Source organism: Eggerthella sp. 1_3_56FAA (assembly GCF_000185625.1).
Taxonomy (GTDB): Bacteria; Actinomycetota; Coriobacteriia; order Coriobacteriales; family Eggerthellaceae; genus Eggerthella; species Eggerthella lenta.
This window is the reverse complement of the sequence record NZ_GL622579.1, coordinates 222,950-237,651: the sequence shown is the minus strand read 5'-3', so window position 1 is coordinate 237,651 and position 14,702 is coordinate 222,950. Positions and strand designations below refer to the sequence as shown.

At 64.6% G+C, this 14,702-nt stretch carries 16 protein-coding genes; 5 read left to right on the top strand and 11 right to left on the bottom strand.

What is annotated here, in order from left to right:
- Positions 1-2: 2 nt before the first annotated feature.
- The 8 genes from wecB to HMPREF1023_RS00995 form a co-directional block, all read right to left on the bottom strand.
- On the bottom strand, positions 3-1,109 hold the full coding sequence (wecB, locus tag HMPREF1023_RS01025; protein WP_009304268.1) for a non-hydrolyzing UDP-N-acetylglucosamine 2-epimerase: 1,107 nt from the start codon (positions 1,107-1,109) through the stop codon (positions 3-5).
- Positions 1,110-1,121: 12 nt separating this feature from the next.
- Positions 1,122-1,565 carry a serine O-acetyltransferase gene (locus HMPREF1023_RS15080; protein ID WP_114516670.1) on the bottom strand — a complete coding sequence of 148 codons (444 nt, stop codon included), beginning with the start codon at positions 1,563-1,565 and terminating at the stop codon, positions 1,122-1,124.
- Between the two features lie 9 nt (positions 1,566-1,574).
- The gene (locus HMPREF1023_RS01020; RefSeq protein ID WP_009304266.1) at positions 1,575-2,792 is read right to left on the bottom strand and encodes a nucleotide sugar dehydrogenase; all 1,218 of its coding nucleotides are present in this window, start codon (positions 2,790-2,792) and stop codon (positions 1,575-1,577) included.
- Complete coding sequence (locus tag HMPREF1023_RS01015) at positions 2,785-3,552, bottom strand: WecB/TagA/CpsF family glycosyltransferase (protein WP_009304265.1); 768 nt, start codon at positions 3,550-3,552, stop codon at positions 2,785-2,787. Before HMPREF1023_RS01015 ends, HMPREF1023_RS01020 begins: the two co-directional genes overlap by 8 nt.
- A gap of 9 nt (positions 3,553-3,561) precedes the next feature.
- Positions 3,562-4,356, bottom strand: a complete 795-nt coding sequence (locus tag HMPREF1023_RS01010) for a sugar transferase (protein WP_009304264.1) — start codon at positions 4,354-4,356, stop codon at positions 3,562-3,564.
- Entirely contained in the window at positions 4,357-5,109 is a 753-nt protein-coding gene (locus HMPREF1023_RS15835) for a sugar transferase (RefSeq protein ID WP_009304263.1), read from the bottom strand. It abuts the gene before it with no gap.
- 16 nt (positions 5,110-5,125) lie between these two features.
- Positions 5,126-5,638, bottom strand: coding sequence for an antiterminator LoaP (gene loaP, locus HMPREF1023_RS01000; RefSeq protein WP_009304262.1), 513 nt, complete (start codon positions 5,636-5,638; stop codon positions 5,126-5,128).
- A 257-nt stretch (positions 5,639-5,895) separates the two neighbouring features.
- Complete coding sequence (locus HMPREF1023_RS00995) at positions 5,896-6,381, bottom strand: antitermination protein NusG (RefSeq protein WP_255346932.1); 486 nt, start codon at positions 6,379-6,381, stop codon at positions 5,896-5,898.
- A gap of 742 nt (positions 6,382-7,123) precedes the next feature.
- On the opposite strand from HMPREF1023_RS00995, the gene HMPREF1023_RS00990 reads away from it, so the two are divergent.
- The 4 genes from HMPREF1023_RS00990 to HMPREF1023_RS00975 all read left to right on the top strand — a co-directional run bounded on the left by HMPREF1023_RS00990 (position 7,124) and on the right by HMPREF1023_RS00975 (position 10,103).
- Positions 7,124-8,197 carry an endonuclease/exonuclease/phosphatase family protein gene (locus HMPREF1023_RS00990; RefSeq protein ID WP_015760828.1) on the top strand — a complete coding sequence of 358 codons (1,074 nt, stop codon included), beginning with the start codon at positions 7,124-7,126 and terminating at the stop codon, positions 8,195-8,197.
- 245 nt (positions 8,198-8,442) lie between these two features.
- On the top strand, positions 8,443-9,348 hold the full coding sequence (locus HMPREF1023_RS00985; RefSeq protein ID WP_009304259.1) for a papain-like cysteine protease family protein: 906 nt from the start codon (positions 8,443-8,445) through the stop codon (positions 9,346-9,348).
- Positions 9,349-9,487: 139 nt separating this feature from the next.
- Positions 9,488-9,694, top strand: a complete 207-nt coding sequence (locus tag HMPREF1023_RS00980; protein ID WP_009304258.1) for a helix-turn-helix transcriptional regulator — start codon at positions 9,488-9,490, stop codon at positions 9,692-9,694.
- Positions 9,687-10,103, top strand: a complete 417-nt coding sequence (locus HMPREF1023_RS00975) for a hypothetical protein (protein WP_009304257.1) — start codon at positions 9,687-9,689, stop codon at positions 10,101-10,103. Before HMPREF1023_RS00980 ends, HMPREF1023_RS00975 begins: the two co-directional genes overlap by 8 nt.
- 47 nt (positions 10,104-10,150) lie before the next feature.
- Here HMPREF1023_RS00975 and HMPREF1023_RS00970 read toward each other — a convergent pair whose 3' ends face one another.
- Positions 10,151-10,954 (bottom strand): MBL fold metallo-hydrolase, encoded by an 804-nt coding sequence (locus HMPREF1023_RS00970; protein WP_009304256.1) that lies wholly within the window; start codon positions 10,952-10,954, stop codon positions 10,151-10,153.
- Positions 10,955-11,218: 264 nt separating this feature from the next.
- On the opposite strand from HMPREF1023_RS00970, the gene HMPREF1023_RS00965 reads away from it, so the two are divergent.
- Entirely contained in the window at positions 11,219-12,280 is a 1,062-nt protein-coding gene (locus HMPREF1023_RS00965) for a PTS transporter subunit IIC (protein ID WP_009304255.1), read from the top strand.
- Between the two features lie 91 nt (positions 12,281-12,371).
- Here the strand turns inward: HMPREF1023_RS00965 and HMPREF1023_RS00960 are convergent, their stop codons facing one another.
- Entirely contained in the window at positions 12,372-13,205 is an 834-nt protein-coding gene (locus HMPREF1023_RS00960; protein WP_009304254.1) for a purine-nucleoside phosphorylase, read from the bottom strand.
- A gap of 458 nt (positions 13,206-13,663) precedes the next feature.
- The gene (locus HMPREF1023_RS00955; protein ID WP_009608264.1) at positions 13,664-14,701 is read right to left on the bottom strand and encodes a HemK/PrmC family methyltransferase; all 1,038 of its coding nucleotides are present in this window, start codon (positions 14,699-14,701) and stop codon (positions 13,664-13,666) included.
- Position 14,702: the final 1 nt, after the last annotated feature.

Here is a 14,702-nt window from a genome sequence, read left to right as displayed (position 1 = left end):
ATCTACGCAGAAACCCTCCCCGAAAGGACGTCTGCGATGCGCTCGCTAGCGCACCCGTCCCCGTAGGGGTTGCTCGCATGGGACATAGCCTCATACTCCGCCGGATCGTCCAGCAGGCGGGAGAACTCGCGACAGATGGTGTCCTCCTCCGTGCCGACGAGGCGCAGCGTGCCGGCCGCCACGCCCTCAGGACGCTCGGTGGTGTCGCGCATGACGAGCACAGGCTTGCCGAGGCTGGGCGCTTCCTCCTGGATACCTCCCGAGTCGGTGAGGATGAGGTACGAGCGAGCCATGAAGTTGTGGAAGTCCACCACCTCGAGCGGGGCGATGACGTGCAGACAGTCAAAGCCGTCCAGCTCCTCGTGCGCCGCTTTGCGCACCTGAGGGTTCATGTGTATGGGGTAGATTGCCTTGGTATCCGGCCTTTCCTCCATGACGCGTCGGATGGCCCGGAACATGCGGTGCATGGGCTCACCCAGGTTCTCCCTACGGTGCGCTGTGATAAGGATGAGGCGGCTGTCCTCCGCCCACTCCAATTCGGGATGAGTGTAGCCATCCCGCACCGTGTGGCGCAGGGCGTCGATGCCCGTGTTGCCGGTGACGAAAACCCTCTCGTCCGGCTTGGCTTCATCGAGCAGATTCTGTCGGCTCGTCTCCGTTGGAGCGAAGTACCAGTTCGAGATCACGTCGACCGCCTGGCGGTTGAACTCCTCCGGCCAAGGGGAGAGCAGGTTGCGCGTGCGCAGGCCGGCCTCGACGTGCCCCACAGGTATCTGGAGGTAGAACGCGGCGAGTGCCGCCGCGAACGATGTGGTGGTGTCGCCGTGGACGAGCACGACGTCCGGGCGCTCCTCCGCCAGCACCGCCTGTATCTTCAAGAGCACATCGGAAGTTATGTCGAAGAGAGTCTGACCCGGCTTCATGATGGCCAAGTCATGCTCGGGCACGATCCCGAACACCGACAACACCTGATCGAGCATCTCGCGGTGCTGGCCGGTGACGGTAACGACCGTCTCGAACTCGTCGGGGCGGCCCTTCAGCTCCAACACGAGCGGGCACATCTTGATTGCCTCGGGCCTCGTCCCAAAGACGAGCATCACTTTCATCATAAAACCTTCCTATTAAATCGATGCGGTCTCGTTTTCCTCGAGCGTTTTAACAACCTTTGCAGGAACGCCGACCGCGACGCTGCGCGGTGGAATGTCTCTGGTCACAACGGCACCGGCACCGATAACCGATCCACTTCCTACGTGCACTGGACCGATAATCACTGCGTTCGCGCCGACTTGGACGTTCTCTCCGAGCACGGGAACCTCATACAACCCCGATGTTCCACCGATGGTCACTCCTTGAGAGATATGACACCCCGTGCCGATAACACATCTCTTGTGGATGACGATCCCGCACGCCTGGTAACCGAGAATGGTTCCTTTTCCGATATCTGCCTGGTAAGGAATAACCCCCCCCCATATAATTCGAATGCCCGTTTTTATGATTCCAGGTAGAATCGGTACATGGTGCAGATAGAGCCATCTTGACGCCGCGTACCACTTGTAGACGTTCACATTCAATCCCTACAGCTTGTACACGTTCGCGCCGTCGCCCATGACGTCGCGGGGGTCGACGATGACCCGGTCCCCGAACACCTCGGGCTTGTCCTTCACCTCGGAGTGGCCAATCATAACGATGACCATCTCCAAGCCCTCCAGGAACTCCTCCATGGAGTGCACCTGGTTGGGCACCTCGTCGCGCTCCACCCAGGGGTCGTAGACCCTCATGGGGGATCCGCACAGGTGCTCGGCCTGCGCCTCCAGCAGCTGCAGGGTCGGGGACTCGCGAACGTCGTCCACGTCCTCCTTGTAGGTGAGACCGTAGATGCCGACCTTTGAGGGATCCGTGATGCCGTTCTCGGCCATCGCCTCGTGCGCGCGCCTGAGCACGTACTCGGGCATGGAGGCGTTGGTCTGCAGGGCGAGCCTGACGAAGCTCGCGGTCTCGGGGTAGTCGCCCACCAAGAACCAAGGGTCCACGGGGATGCAGTGGCCGCCGACGCCCGGGCCGGGCCGCAGGATGTTGACCCTCGGGTGCTTGTTAGCGATCCGGATGACCTCTGCCACGTCCATGCCGCCGATGCGGCAGATCTTGGCGAGTTCGTTTGCAAAGGCAATGTTTACGGCGCGGAAGGTGTTCTCCACGACCTTGGTCATCTCGGCGGTGCGGATGTCGGTGACCGAGATCTCGCCCTGGCAGAAGGAGGCGTAGAGCCCCGCGACGCGGCGCCCCACCTCCGGGTCGTCCGCGCCGATGGTGCGGTTGTTGTGCACGAGCTCGTAGACCATGTTGCCGGGAATGATGCGCTCCGGGGCGTGCACGAGAGAGACGTCCTGACGTCCGACCCCCTCGAGCAGCGGACGCACGAAGCGGTCGATCGTATTCGGGGAAATCGTGGACTCGATGACGAGCGTCGCGCCCTCCGGCGCGACCTCCAGCACCGTCTCGCATGCCGTTACGACGTAGCTCGGGTCGATCCTCTTGTCCACCTTGTCGTAAGGAGTCGGCACACTCACGATGTAGGTATCGCACTTCTGGTACTCGGTCGTGAACTTCACCCCGGCCTTCACGGCCGCCTCGAACAGCTCGTCAAGCCCCTCCTCCTTGAAGGTGGTCCTGCCAGCGTTGAGCGTAGCCACCAAATCTTCGTTGTAGTCGGTGCCCGTGACATCGACCCCGTGCGAGGCCATCATGAGAGCGGTAGGCAGGCCTATGTAGCCGAGCCCTATGACATTAACCATTGCGGTTTCCTTTCCCTAGCTTGTACCTGAGGACGAGCGCGACGAATCTCGCGTTGCCCATGACGTAGCGCCTCCAGAGGCGCCCCGGCTCTTGAATGAACCGGTAGAACCACTCCAGCCCGCACCTCTGCATCCACACCGGCGCTCGAGCGGTGACCCCGGCAACCACGTCGAAGCTGCCGCCGACGCCCATCACGAAAGGGATGCCGATACGATCGAGGTACCGGTGCACCCAGTACTCTTTTTTGGGGGACGAGAAGGCGACGAACATGAGATCGGCGCCCGAGGCAGCCATGTCAGCGACGATGGTGGGCTCCTCGTCTTCAGTGAAGTAGCCGTTGCGCACGCCCACGATGCGGATGCCGGGGTATCTCTCCTCGAGAATCGACTTGACCTTCCGGACAACCTCCTCCTTGGCACCGAAGAGGTATACGCCCCAGCCCTTTTGCGGGGCGAGCTCCACCAGACGTAGGAACAGGTCGATACCCGTCACGCGCTCGCGCAGCGGAATGCCGAGTATGCGCGCGGCCCAGACGATGGAGGCGCCGTCGGCATTGATGAGAGGGCATTCGTTGACGATTGAGCGTAACTCGGGGTCGTCCTCCATGAGGTTCACCTTGGACGCGTTGACCACCACATGCTGGGTGGGAACCCCCGCCTCCACGATGCGCTCCACCTCGGCTACGGTCTCGTCCATGGTCAAGTCATTCACGTAGGTGTTGAGGATGGCGTGCCTGTTCAGCTTGGGTATTTTCTCCATACTCACTACCTAGTTTCCTTGCGCGGTAAGCACACAGCCCACGGTCTGAACAATCAGCTTGAGGTCAGCTAAAGCACCGCATTTCTTGATGTAGAGCAGGTCTAAATCAACCCACTCGTCGAAGGTGATGGAGTCGCGGTTCCTGCGCGTCTGCCAGTAGCAGGTGATGCCGCTCTTGACGAGCAGCCTCTGCCTCTGGCGCGGTGTGTAGGCGGCGACCTCGGAGGGCAGGGCGGGGCGCGGCCCCACGACCGACAAGTCGCCCTTCAGGACGTTCGCGAACTGAGGCAGCTCGTCGAGCGACACGCGCCGCAGCAGGCGCCCCACGCGGGTGACGCGCGGGTCGTCGCGCATCTTGAACACGGGGCCGGTCTTCTCGTTGAGGGCCCTCAGCTCCGCAAGGCGCTCCTCCGCGTCCGCGCACATGCTGCGGAACTTGTACATGGTGAACTCGCGGCCGTCCTTGGTTACACGCCTCTGCCTGAACAGCACCGGCCCCTTGGGGTCGTCCATCTTGACGGCGACCGCGATTATGGCGAAAAGCCAGCAGAAGCAGACCAGCACCAGGAGGCTGAAGGCGATGTCGAAGGCGCGCTTGGCGAAGCGGTATCCATGGCGCTTGGAGAGGCGCTCGGCAGCCGCGGCGACCTCGGGGTCGGCGCCCTCGTCCCCGTCGGGCCACTCTTGGCCAGACCCGCGTCCGCGCCACTCCACGCCCGCCTCACCGAGGGACACCTCCACCGGGAAGAGAGCGTCGGATCCTGCCGCAGCCGTCGCTGCTCTGTCCGTAAGGTTGTTTGCCATTTACGCCACCGTCCCAACGGCCGCGAAAGGGGCCTGCACGCAGGCGCAGAGAGGCCGCCCCGAGGCGCCCTCCGGGCCCCCGAAAACGGCAAAAGACAAGAATTGGAAGTTGGTATAATGGTGGCGCGCACCCAAGGAAGTTCCCGGGCGACGCTCGCATTTTTGCAGGTCAAGTGAGGAATTTTCTGGATGCGATAAGGATTTGGTCGGCTCCCCGTCGCCCGGTGTCCCTATTATTACCGGAGCCATGGAGTGCTTGCGGATGAAGCGGCCTATGCGCGTGACGCGGGGGTCGTCCTTGATCTTGAAGAGCGGGCCGTCGGCCTCGTTGAGCTCGGCGAGCTCGGAGAGGCGCTCGTCGGCGTCGGCGGACATGGAGCGGAACTTGTACATGTCGAAGGTCGCAACCTCGCCGTCGCGGCCGATGCGGCCGACGCGCTTCTGGGTGTAGATGGGGCAGCCAGGGGACTCCAGGCGGATGGCGATGCAGAGGATGATCGAGGGGATGAGGAGCGCCGCGATCGCGCACGCGCTGAAGCCGATGTCGAAGGCGCGCTTCGCGAAGCGGTAGGCCAGGCGGCCCTCGGCGGCCATGGGGCCGCATGCGGTTTCGGCTGACGCCGCACGGGATCCTTCGACTGCGCTCCCTCCGGTCGCTTCGCTCAGGATGACAGCCTGGCGGACCCCTCCGGTCGCTTGCTCGGGATGGCAACCGGCGGTCTCGTCCAGCACGCCCGCTCCCCCAACGTCCACTCCCCTTATTCCGTTTTCAAGTTCGTTTTCTGACAATTCCCAATCCGATTTTCGTTTGGATGGTTCGCCCGAACATATCGATCTCCAGATACGCGGTGCGCTTGCGGCGGTTGATCTTCCTGATCCAGCTCTCGCGGCCCACCAGCGGGCCCTTCAGCACGATGATCCGGTCGCCCTCGATCACGCCCTCGGACACGCCCACCGTCCGATGCCCCTTCTCGGTGAACGCGTCGATCCACGCCACCTCGTCGCGCTCCAAAGGAACGAAACCCCCGTCGTTGCTCAGCACCCGAGCGAACGCCGGCACGCGCCGAAGCTGCGATTCCAGCTCGTCCACACGGTCGGTCACCACGATCAGGTAACCGGGGAACAGCGTGGCCGTACAGGTGCGCCACTGGCCGCGGAACTGCTTTTGCACCTCGTAGCGCGGCACGAAGCACTCCTGCAGCACATCGCCCTCCACCAAGCTCTCTATCAGGCGGCATACGGCGAACTCGCGCCCTGCCACCGTCTGCACCACGTACCACATGCACGGCTCCTCAACGCGCGACGGCATGGCTTCGCCCTTCGGCTATGCCGCCGGCGCGCACGTATGACGGGGGTATTCATCCCTTCGAAGCTGGCGAAACGCACACGCGGCATCGTTTTCGCGCATCGAAGTATGTTCGGTCGCGCCCGTAAAGGCGCATGCAGTTTCCTGCGGGGAGATCGAAGGAGGGGTTTCGCCGTCGGCGCCTATCCGTCGAGCTCCTCGCAGCAAGCTGGTTCAAGCTGCGAAGGGCGCGGTCAGGTTTTTCGCACGATCTCAAGCCCCACCCTCACCTGCTTCTGGTCGAGCAGGCCGATGTCCAGGTAGGCGATGCGCTTGTGACGGTCGATCTTCTTGATGCGGTCGACGTGACCGCGTAGCGGCCCTTCGTCGATGATGGTGCGGCCGTTGTCTATCGTGCCGCGGGAAAAGCCCACCACGTGGCTCGGCCCGCCGAAATCATGCACGAACGAGGCCTCCTCGGGCCGCAGCGCGAAAGCGCGCCGCTCGGCGCCCAGAAGGCGCGCGAACGCAGTGGAGCGTTTGATGGTTTTCTCGAAAGCCTCGATGTCGTCGGAGGCTACGAACAGGTAACCCGGGAACATGGTCTCCGTGAGCAGACGCCAAACGCCCTGGTTCTTCTTGAGGATGCGGTAGCTCAGCGCGAAGCAGTCGCGCACCAGCTCCGGACCGGCAAGCGCCTTGACGCGCTCGGCCATAGCACGCTCCCTGCCCGGCACCACCTGCAGCACATAGCGAGCCCGACCGCGCAAAGGCACGGGCGGCTCGATCGATTCAGTTGGAGAGATCCTGATGACGCGGGGTTCTCGAACGACGCATCCGACGGACGCGGCGCGAGCGACGCCGCCTATTCGATGCGGCTCGCGACAGTCTTTCTCAGACTGCCCCCCCCCGGACGGTTTTTGGGTCAGCATGTCATCGCAGATTGCAGAAGCAGGGCGAGCCAGGGCGCACTGCTCCGTCGACGAGCTTGCATGCTCATCGATGAAGCGATATGTTGAAGCCGGAAAGCCCATAAACTTGTACCCTAACCGTTACTCGTTTGTAAAGCGCGCTCTATTTAACCATAGGCTCACGTCATTGCAAGACGCCTCGACACAAAAGACCGGTAACATGTAACAAAAACCCGTTCGGCGCGCAGCGTTGTTTTACAAGATGATAACGGCAGAGCGCCGGAAGTGCAACAGTGAACAGCCCCCCCCCCCCCCGAGTTCTCCATAATTTATAAGCTTCTCCATCATCTCAATCTTGACGGACGCCGCGAGGTCTCGATGTCGCTTTGCAAGGCATGCGGCCAGCCGCTCGTCTTTCCGACGCATCTCGCTCAGACGGAAAAGGCGTTCGTGCGCCCGAAACGGGCGTTCATGGCCATTTGAAAGATGAGCGGCGATTTTCCGTCACACGATGACGATTCGGATGATAAATTGGTATCTGCAAATATCCGAAAACAAAGCAGGAGCGATTATGAACCCGGCACCGGCGCATAGCAAAACGACCTCGACGCAGCGGCCCCGACGCTCCCCCGTCCGCATAGCGATATCGACGCTGCTATGGGCGGTCACGGCATGCGTTGTCGTCATCATGGCCGCACGCTTCGCACCTTCAGCCCTGAGCAACGGCAGGCTCATCCCGGAGGCGGCAGCATTCATCCCGTGGCTGGCCCTTCTCAGCGTCCTCGTTCTCATAATCGCAGCGTTGACCAGGCGGAAAGTACTTTCCGCCGTCACCGTTCTCTGCCTTGTCTGCCAGATCGTGTGGCATGTCGGCTTCTTCTTGCCCGCGCCCCGCATCGCCGAGGAGGCGGTCGAAGCCGTCCCGGAGCAGACCACCCCGCGAGACACCGTCATGCGCGTGATGACGCTCAACACGAAGAACGGAAACGCCGATGCCGAGCAGATCGTCTCGATCGTCCGCGACCAGCACGTGGAAGTACTCGCCATGCAAGAGGTCAGCGGCTCGCTGATCGAACGGCTTTCCGCCGCCGGACTGGACGAGCTTTTGCCCTCGCGCGTCATCGGCTTGGCAGGAGCGGGCGACAACGGCGGCGTCAACGTCATCTACACGCTCGCGCCCATGCGCAACGCTTCGGAAAGCATCTTGCCCCTCACCGGATCTGCCGTGCCGGCCTGCACGATAACCGCCGGATCCCACGAGGTGCGCCTCGTCAGCGCGCATCCCACATCGCCCAAGACGGGCACGCTCGGCTTCTGGAACGAGAGCCTCACCAACTTGGGAACCTTGCGCCGATACAGCGATGAATACCTGATCATGGGAGACTTCAACTCCACCTGGGATCACTCCCGCTACCGCAAGATGCTGGGAGACACGCTGGTGGACGCCTCCGAGCAAGCGGGCGAAGGCTTCCACATGACGTATCCGTCGGAACCCCACTATGCCATGGTTCCCGTGCCGCCCATGATCGAGATCGACCACATCGTGTACTCGAAGAACAGCGGTATGTCCGTCGGCGATCTCGAGACCGTCAACGTGCAGGGCTCGGACCACTTCGCCCTCCTCGGAACCTGGGTGATCGAGTAACCGAAGCCGGAAACTCGTCCTCCCCGGCGCACCTCCATCATTTCGAATACCTTTGCATCCCAGCCGATAACTTGTCGGATTGCTGACCGATCGCCCATAGAGGGGAAACGATCGTCCCAGCTCGCACGAGAAACCCCATACGGCGACTAGACTCGCCTCACGCGAACGAACCCGAGAACCGCTTCCCGCCGAGCGCGAGGAGCGGTTCGACCTATCTTCACCCCTCTATCCGAAAGGAGGCGTTCATGCCGTATCGAGGCTTACTCTATTTCGTTTCCCAAAGCGCCAGCTCCGATTACCGCTCCGACCCGTACGCGACGGAACGCCGCAGCCTCCCGAACCGCACGCACGGCATCCGCTACGCATCCGCGCCGAAACGTTCCACCTGCATCAGGACCTACGCTCCCTCCGAGACGGTGCGCCCCGTATGCGCAAGCTCAACCACCGCCGCCAGCCAAGCAAGCCGAAGCGTCGAGCCGCAGCGCATGCTCAAAGCGGTGTTCGCCATGGTGCTCGTCGCCGTCCTGTCTGCGTTTCTCGGAATCTTCGCCGCGCACGCCCTGTCCGCCGCGATCGACGACGGAGCCTTTCCCCTCATAGGATCGGCCGACGCCGCCACCGCCGAAGACGGCTTCAGCACCCCTCGATCGTCATGGGAACAAGGCGTCGTGCCCACCCTGTATCAGGACGACCCGCAATGGGCCGATCGCCCCTACGGATCGAGGACCGTCGGCGATGCGGGCGCCGCCCCGCTGTGCCTGGCCATGGTGCGCATCGAAGCCACCGGGGACGCCAGCATGGGGCCCGTCGAAGTGGCCTCCCTCTCGCAGAGCAGCGGCTATGCCGACACCGTTGAAGCCACCGGGCTCCTGACCGACGGCGCAGCCCAACTAGGGCTCGCATCGCGAGAGATCGATGCGAACGAGTTGGCCATGCGACGCGAGCTCGTGGGAGACCGTCCCATCATCGCCTCCATGAAAGCAGGCTCGTTCGGATCGTCGGACACCTACATCGTGGTCACCGGCATCGACGAGCACGGCGAACTGGCGGTGGTCGATCCGCTCAGCCGCGATCGGACAAGCCGCCATTGGACGTTCGACGAGATCATCTCGCAAGCCACCGGCCTCTGGTCCTACACGGCGGCCGCGTAAAGTCCGCCGCTCTCCCCGCCATTCAGCGCGCCCGATGGGCGCGCTTTTCTTTTATGGAAAGCATGCTTTACATTGCTGGCGCAGGGGTCTATACTTGATGGAAAGCTAGCTTTACATATTCGCATCGGAGAGGAGCGCCATGGAGAACCGGTTGGAGGAGATCCGCAAGGCGCGCGGCATCAAGCAAGAGGATCTCGCGTTGGAGCTGGGCGTGTCGCGCCAGACCATCAGCTCGCTCGAGAAGGGGCGCTACAACCCTTCCATCCTGCTCGCGTTCAAAATAGCCCGCCGCTTCGGCTTGCAGATTGAAGACGTGTTCATCTACCAGGAGGAAGACCATGAATAGGAAGTCCGCTGTCCTCACGCTGTCCATCGGAATCGCCAGCGCGATCGTCGCCGTCGCGCTGGCTCTCGACCTCGGCGGGATCTCCTCGGTCCTGCCCATCGCCGCGAAGGGCGTGTGGGGCTTCGCCGGATGCGCGGCCGCGCTGCTCGTTTGCGGCGCCTTCGCGCTGGCCCACAAGCCCACGCCGCAGCAGATCATCGAGCAGGGCGACGAGCGCAATGCGGCCATCAACGGGAAAGCGGGACTGCGCGCCTTCGAGGCGTTCTCCGTGCTCGCGCCTTTGGCGGCGCTCGCGCCGTACGCCTTCGAGCAGATCAGCACGGCCGGCGTGCTCACGATCATCGCCGTCGAGGTCGTAGCCTCGATCGTCTATTTCGCGCAGATCGCCCGCATGCAGCGGATCATGTAGCGCTGGCTCAGGATCCGGCCCTCCTGTCATCCTGAGCGGAGCGCGCCTCAGCGCGCGCTCATCAGCATGGTCTGGTACGCGACCTGCACCGTTGCCGGATGCCCGGCGCGCCGAACCACAGCGGTCAGCGCCTCGCCGGGCAGACGGTACGTGTTGTTGTTCTGCGAGATATGCATGGCCACCACCTGCTCGAGCGCGTCGCTCAACAGCGCCTCCAGCTCGTCTGCGGCCTGCACGTTCGACAAGTGGCCCGTATCCGAGCCCACGCGCCGCTTCACCGGATACGGGTAGGGCCCGTCTTTGAGCATCTGCACATCGTGGTTGCTCTCCAGTGCGAGGATGCGCACATCGCGCAACGCCTCGTCGGCCTCGCCGGTGACGATGCCCGTGTCGGTCATGAACCCCACCGCGTCTCCGTCGGCCTCGACCCGGAACCCGCACGACGATGCCGCGTCGTGCGACGTGCGGAAGGCGTGCACCTGCATGCCCGCCAGCGACAGCGCGTCGCCCGAGGAGAACGCACGTAGGTCGCATGCGCCCTCCAGCACGATGATCTCCTTGCTGGCCGCGCGCACGGCGTCGTCGGCGAACACCGCGGGCTCGATGCCCAGCTTCGCCAGGCCGCGCAGCACCACGCCGAGGCCCTTCGTATGGTCGGTATGGTCGTGCGTGATGAGGACGGCCTCGAGGTTCGCCGGATCGAACCCGGCCTCGTCGCAACGCGCGAAGAAATCGCGCTTGCAGATGCCGCAATCCACGAGCACGCCCTTGCCCGTGGCGGTATCCTCGACTACGGCCGCGTTGCCGCGGCTTCCGCTGGCCAGCACGTGCAATGCAAGTCGTTGGTTCATAGGGTTCGCTTCCCGCATCTCTTCTCGGTGTCTCAGTCGGTCTCCGATTGTACCCGAATGCGCGCCCCTCGCGTCCCGCATCCCCAAACGCTCAAAAGGGCGTCCCGAATGGCACGGCCCCTGCTCGGGTTTTTCCTTTCAAAACGCGCCGCGCGCAGGCGGAATTGCCGCCGATCGGGAATCAACGGTTCCCCGCGCCGCCCGTTTCGCCTACTATGGTTCCTCATACGAACATGCAGGTCGAACCAAGGGGGACGGGGCATCATGGCATCAACTGTCGCAGCATTTCTGGAGCGCAAGGATATCGAGGTCACTTTCCAACGCTACGCCATCGACGCGTTGTCGGCCATGGCGCAGGGCCTGTTCGCTTCGCTTCTCATCGGCACCATCCTGAGCACCGTGGGCGATCTTTCGGGCTTGGCGTTCTTCAACCAAATCGGCACGTTCGCCAAAAGCGTGGCGGGGCCGGCCATGGCCATCGCCATCGGATACGCGCTGCACACCCCGCCGCTCGTGCTGTTCTCGCTGGCCGCCGTGGGCTTCGCCGCCAACGACGCAGGCGGCGCGGGCGGTCCCTTGGCCGTGCTGGTCATCGCCGTGGTCGCCTCCGAGCTGGGCAAGGCCGTGTCCAAGGAGACGAAGGTGGACATCATCGTCACGCCCGCCGTCACCATCCTAGGAGGCTGCGGCCTGGCGCTGGTCGCAGCGCCGTGGATCGGCGCGCTGGCCTCGTCGGTGGGCGGGTTCATCATGTGGGCCACCGAGCTGCAGCCCTTCTTCATGGGCGTCATCGTGTCGGTTGTCATCGGCATCGCGCTGACGCTGCCCATCTCGTCGGCGGCCATCTGCGCCGCTCTCGGGCTGACGGGGCTCGCGGGCGGCGCGGCGCTGGCAGGGTGCTGCGCCCAGATGGTGGGCTTCGCCGTGCTGAGCTTCCGCGAGAATCGCTGGGGCGGCCTGCTGTCGCAGGGTCTGGGAACCTCCATGCTGCAGATGGGAAACATCGTGAAGAAGCCGCTGATCTGGGTGCCGGCCATCGTCGCCTCGGCCGTCACCGGGCCGGTGGCCACGTGCGTGTTCCAGCTGAGCCAGAACGGACCCGCCGTGGCATCGGGCATGGGAACGTGCGGGCTCGTGGGGCCCATCGGCGTGTACACCGGCTGGATATCGGGCATGGAGGCCGGGGCGGCCGCGCCCGGCGCGTTCGACTGGGTCGGCCTCGTGCTGGTCTGCTTCGTGCTGCCCGCGCTCATCGCCTGGGCCGTGGGCGCGCTCATGCGCAAGGCCGGCCTCATCGCCGAAGGGGATCTACTGCTGGAGGCGTAAGGCGCCAGTACGGAGCGCCGGCGCTTGCGCAGCCGCTCGCGCCGGCGCTCCCTTCACAGCCGCTTCCTTCGCAGCGGCTCCCCCTCTCCTACTACAGCTGCTCGACGATGCCCGTGATCAGGCGCGAGAAATCGCCCTCGCGCGTCTTCGCCACGTCCAGCACCTCGAGCCCCGTGGGGCTTGCGCCCTCGATGCCGCAGCCCATGTTCGACACCAGCGAGATGCCCAGCACGCGCATCCCCACGTGCCGCGCGGCGATGACTTCCTCGCACACGCTCATCGCCACCGTATCGGCGCCCCACGAACGGAACATGCGGATCTCGGCCGGCGTCTCGAAGCTGGGTCCGAGCGCGCCCAGGTACACGCCCTCTCGCACCCGCACGCCGCGCTCGGCCGCCACGTCGTGGGCGATGGCGCGCAGCTCGGGGTCGAACGCGTCCAGCATGGAGAAGAAGCGGTCCGACAAGTTCGCCGGGTCGGGCGCGGCGATGGGATTGCGCCCCGTGAAATTGATCTGATCGGCCATGATACAGAAATCGCCCACCTCGTAGTTCGGGTTGAGCGCGCCGGCCGCGTTCGTGGTGATAAGCGTGCGCACGCCCAGGCGCTCCATGAGCCACACCGGGTAGGCCACCTCCTGGGCGCTGTTCCCCTCGTAGGCGTGCAGACGACCCTGCATGGCCAGCACGCACTTGCCGCCCAGCGTGCCGCAGACGAAGCGGCCCACATGGCTTTCGGCCGTACTCGTCTTCATGCGCGGCACCTCCGCGTAGGGGATGCTCGCCGCATCGGCGATCTCGTTCGCCAGCGGATTCAGGCCCGAGCCCAGCACGAGGCCGATCGTCGGTTCGCGGCCTTCCAGCCGCTGGCGCAGCACGTAGGCCGAAAGCGTCAGGTTGTCGTCGAGGATGTTGCGTTCAAGCATGGAAGCCCTCCGTTCGTAGGTTCCGTCCTATTATAGCCGTCCACGCGCGAGCGTCCGGGACGGACGCTCGCAGCAGCGATCTCGGCGGGTTCGGCGCTGGTTCGGCAGGCTCGGCGGGTTCCACGAGCGCCGATCTTGCGCGGAGGCGGCGCTGGCGGGCCTCGCGCACCGTTTCGCTGGGGTCACGTGCAGCAAAATCGAGGTTTTGGCACCGACGACCCGCCCGGGCACCGCGTTTTGCAGAACTCGCGAACCGCGACCTGGGGTTTCGCTTCGGCATCCTTCGAAGAAGGAGCTGGGAACCGGCCGATGACTGCCAAAACCTCGTTTTTGCCGCACATCCGAGGGCGAAACCGTGCAACCGGCAGCGCATAAGCCTGTCCCGCCCGCGCGGGACGCCGCGTCCTGCCGGAAGCGCCGGGGCTCGCACGGAAACCGCGCCGCCCTGAAGATCCGTCCTACACGGCGCGCTTTCGGGCGGTGAGGACGCGGGGGCGCCCGGCGAGATCGGCCGTGACGCGAACATCGGAGAAGCCGGCCTCTTCGGCGAGGCGGGCGGCCTCGCCCAGGCAGGTCTCGTGCAGCTCGAAGGCGAAGCCGCCGCCCTCCTTGAGGGCGCGGCGGCACCAGGGAAGCAGGCGGCGCAGCACGTCGAGCCCGTCGGCGCCGCCGTCGAGCGCGAGCGCAGGCTCGAATTCGGCCACCTCGCGGGGGATATCGTCCATGACGGCCGTGGGCACGTACGGCGGATTGGACACGACCAGGTCGAATGCGCCCATGAGCGCAGGATCGACGCCCTCGCCCAGATCGCACGACAGCACCTCGACGCGATCGCCCAGATCGAGGGCGGATACGTTGTCGCGAGCGAGCGCGACGGCCTCGGGCGCGATGTCGGTGGCCATCACGCGCGCAAGCGGATGCTCGTAGGCGACGGAGCAGGCGATGCAGCCGGAGCCGGTGCAGAGGTCGGCCACGAGGAGCGGGGCGGGCTCGGGAACGGGTTCACCCGGGGCGACGCCCGGCGTCGATCCATCCTCGGCGACGCCCTGGTCGGCCGTTCGCTCGGGGCGTTGCTCCCCGGCTTCGCCTTCCGGCCAAGTGGCAGGGGGAAGGTCGTCTTCCGACCATGCATGCTGCGCCACCCGCTTCGGCGCCGCCGGCAGCAGCGCCAAGGCCTCACTGACCAGCACCTCGGTCTCGGGGCGCGGGATCAGCACGCCGGGACGAACCTTCACCGTGATATGGCGAAAACCGACCTCGCCCGTGATGTACTGCAGAGGCTCGCCCTTGCCGCGGCGCGTGACGTAGGCGCGCAGCACATCGCGCTCCCCCATCGACAGCGGCTGCTCGAAATTCGCGTACAGCTCGATGCGGGAAAGGCCGGTCGCCTCGGACAGCAGCCACTGCGCGGACAGCCGTGGGTTCTCGTCGCCCTTGCGCTCGAGGTAGCCCACCGTCCAATCAAGGGCGGCCTGAATGGTCCAGATGTCGTTCAAT

Excerpts from the sequence above, each read along its gene's own strand:
- loaP (WP_009304262.1), bottom strand. The coding sequence starts at position 5,638 with ATGTGGTACGTGGTGCAGACGGTGGCAGGGCGCGAGTTCGCCGTATGC.
- HMPREF1023_RS00980 (WP_009304258.1), top strand. The coding sequence starts at position 9,488 with ATGGAGAACCGGTTGGAGGAGATCCGCAAGGCGCGCGGCATCAAGCAA.
- wecB (WP_009304268.1), bottom strand. The coding sequence starts at position 1,109 with ATGATGAAAGTGATGCTCGTCTTTGGGACGAGGCCCGAGGCAATCAAG.
- HMPREF1023_RS01010 (WP_009304264.1), bottom strand. The coding sequence starts at position 4,356 with ATGGCAAACAACCTTACGGACAGAGCAGCGACGGCTGCGGCAGGATCC.
- HMPREF1023_RS00975 (WP_009304257.1), top strand. The coding sequence starts at position 9,687 with ATGAATAGGAAGTCCGCTGTCCTCACGCTGTCCATCGGAATCGCCAGC.
- HMPREF1023_RS00970 (WP_009304256.1), bottom strand. The coding sequence starts at position 10,954 with ATGAACCAACGACTTGCATTGCACGTGCTGGCCAGCGGAAGCCGCGGC.
- HMPREF1023_RS00985 (WP_009304259.1), top strand. The coding sequence starts at position 8,443 with ATGCCGTATCGAGGCTTACTCTATTTCGTTTCCCAAAGCGCCAGCTCC.
- HMPREF1023_RS01015 (WP_009304265.1), bottom strand. The coding sequence starts at position 3,552 with ATGGAGAAAATACCCAAGCTGAACAGGCACGCCATCCTCAACACCTAC.
- HMPREF1023_RS00990 (WP_015760828.1), top strand. The coding sequence starts at position 7,124 with ATGAACCCGGCACCGGCGCATAGCAAAACGACCTCGACGCAGCGGCCC.
- HMPREF1023_RS00965 (WP_009304255.1), top strand. The coding sequence starts at position 11,219 with ATGGCATCAACTGTCGCAGCATTTCTGGAGCGCAAGGATATCGAGGTC.
- HMPREF1023_RS01020 (WP_009304266.1), bottom strand. The coding sequence starts at position 2,792 with ATGGTTAATGTCATAGGGCTCGGCTACATAGGCCTGCCTACCGCTCTC.
- HMPREF1023_RS00960 (WP_009304254.1), bottom strand. The coding sequence starts at position 13,205 with ATGCTTGAACGCAACATCCTCGACGACAACCTGACGCTTTCGGCCTAC.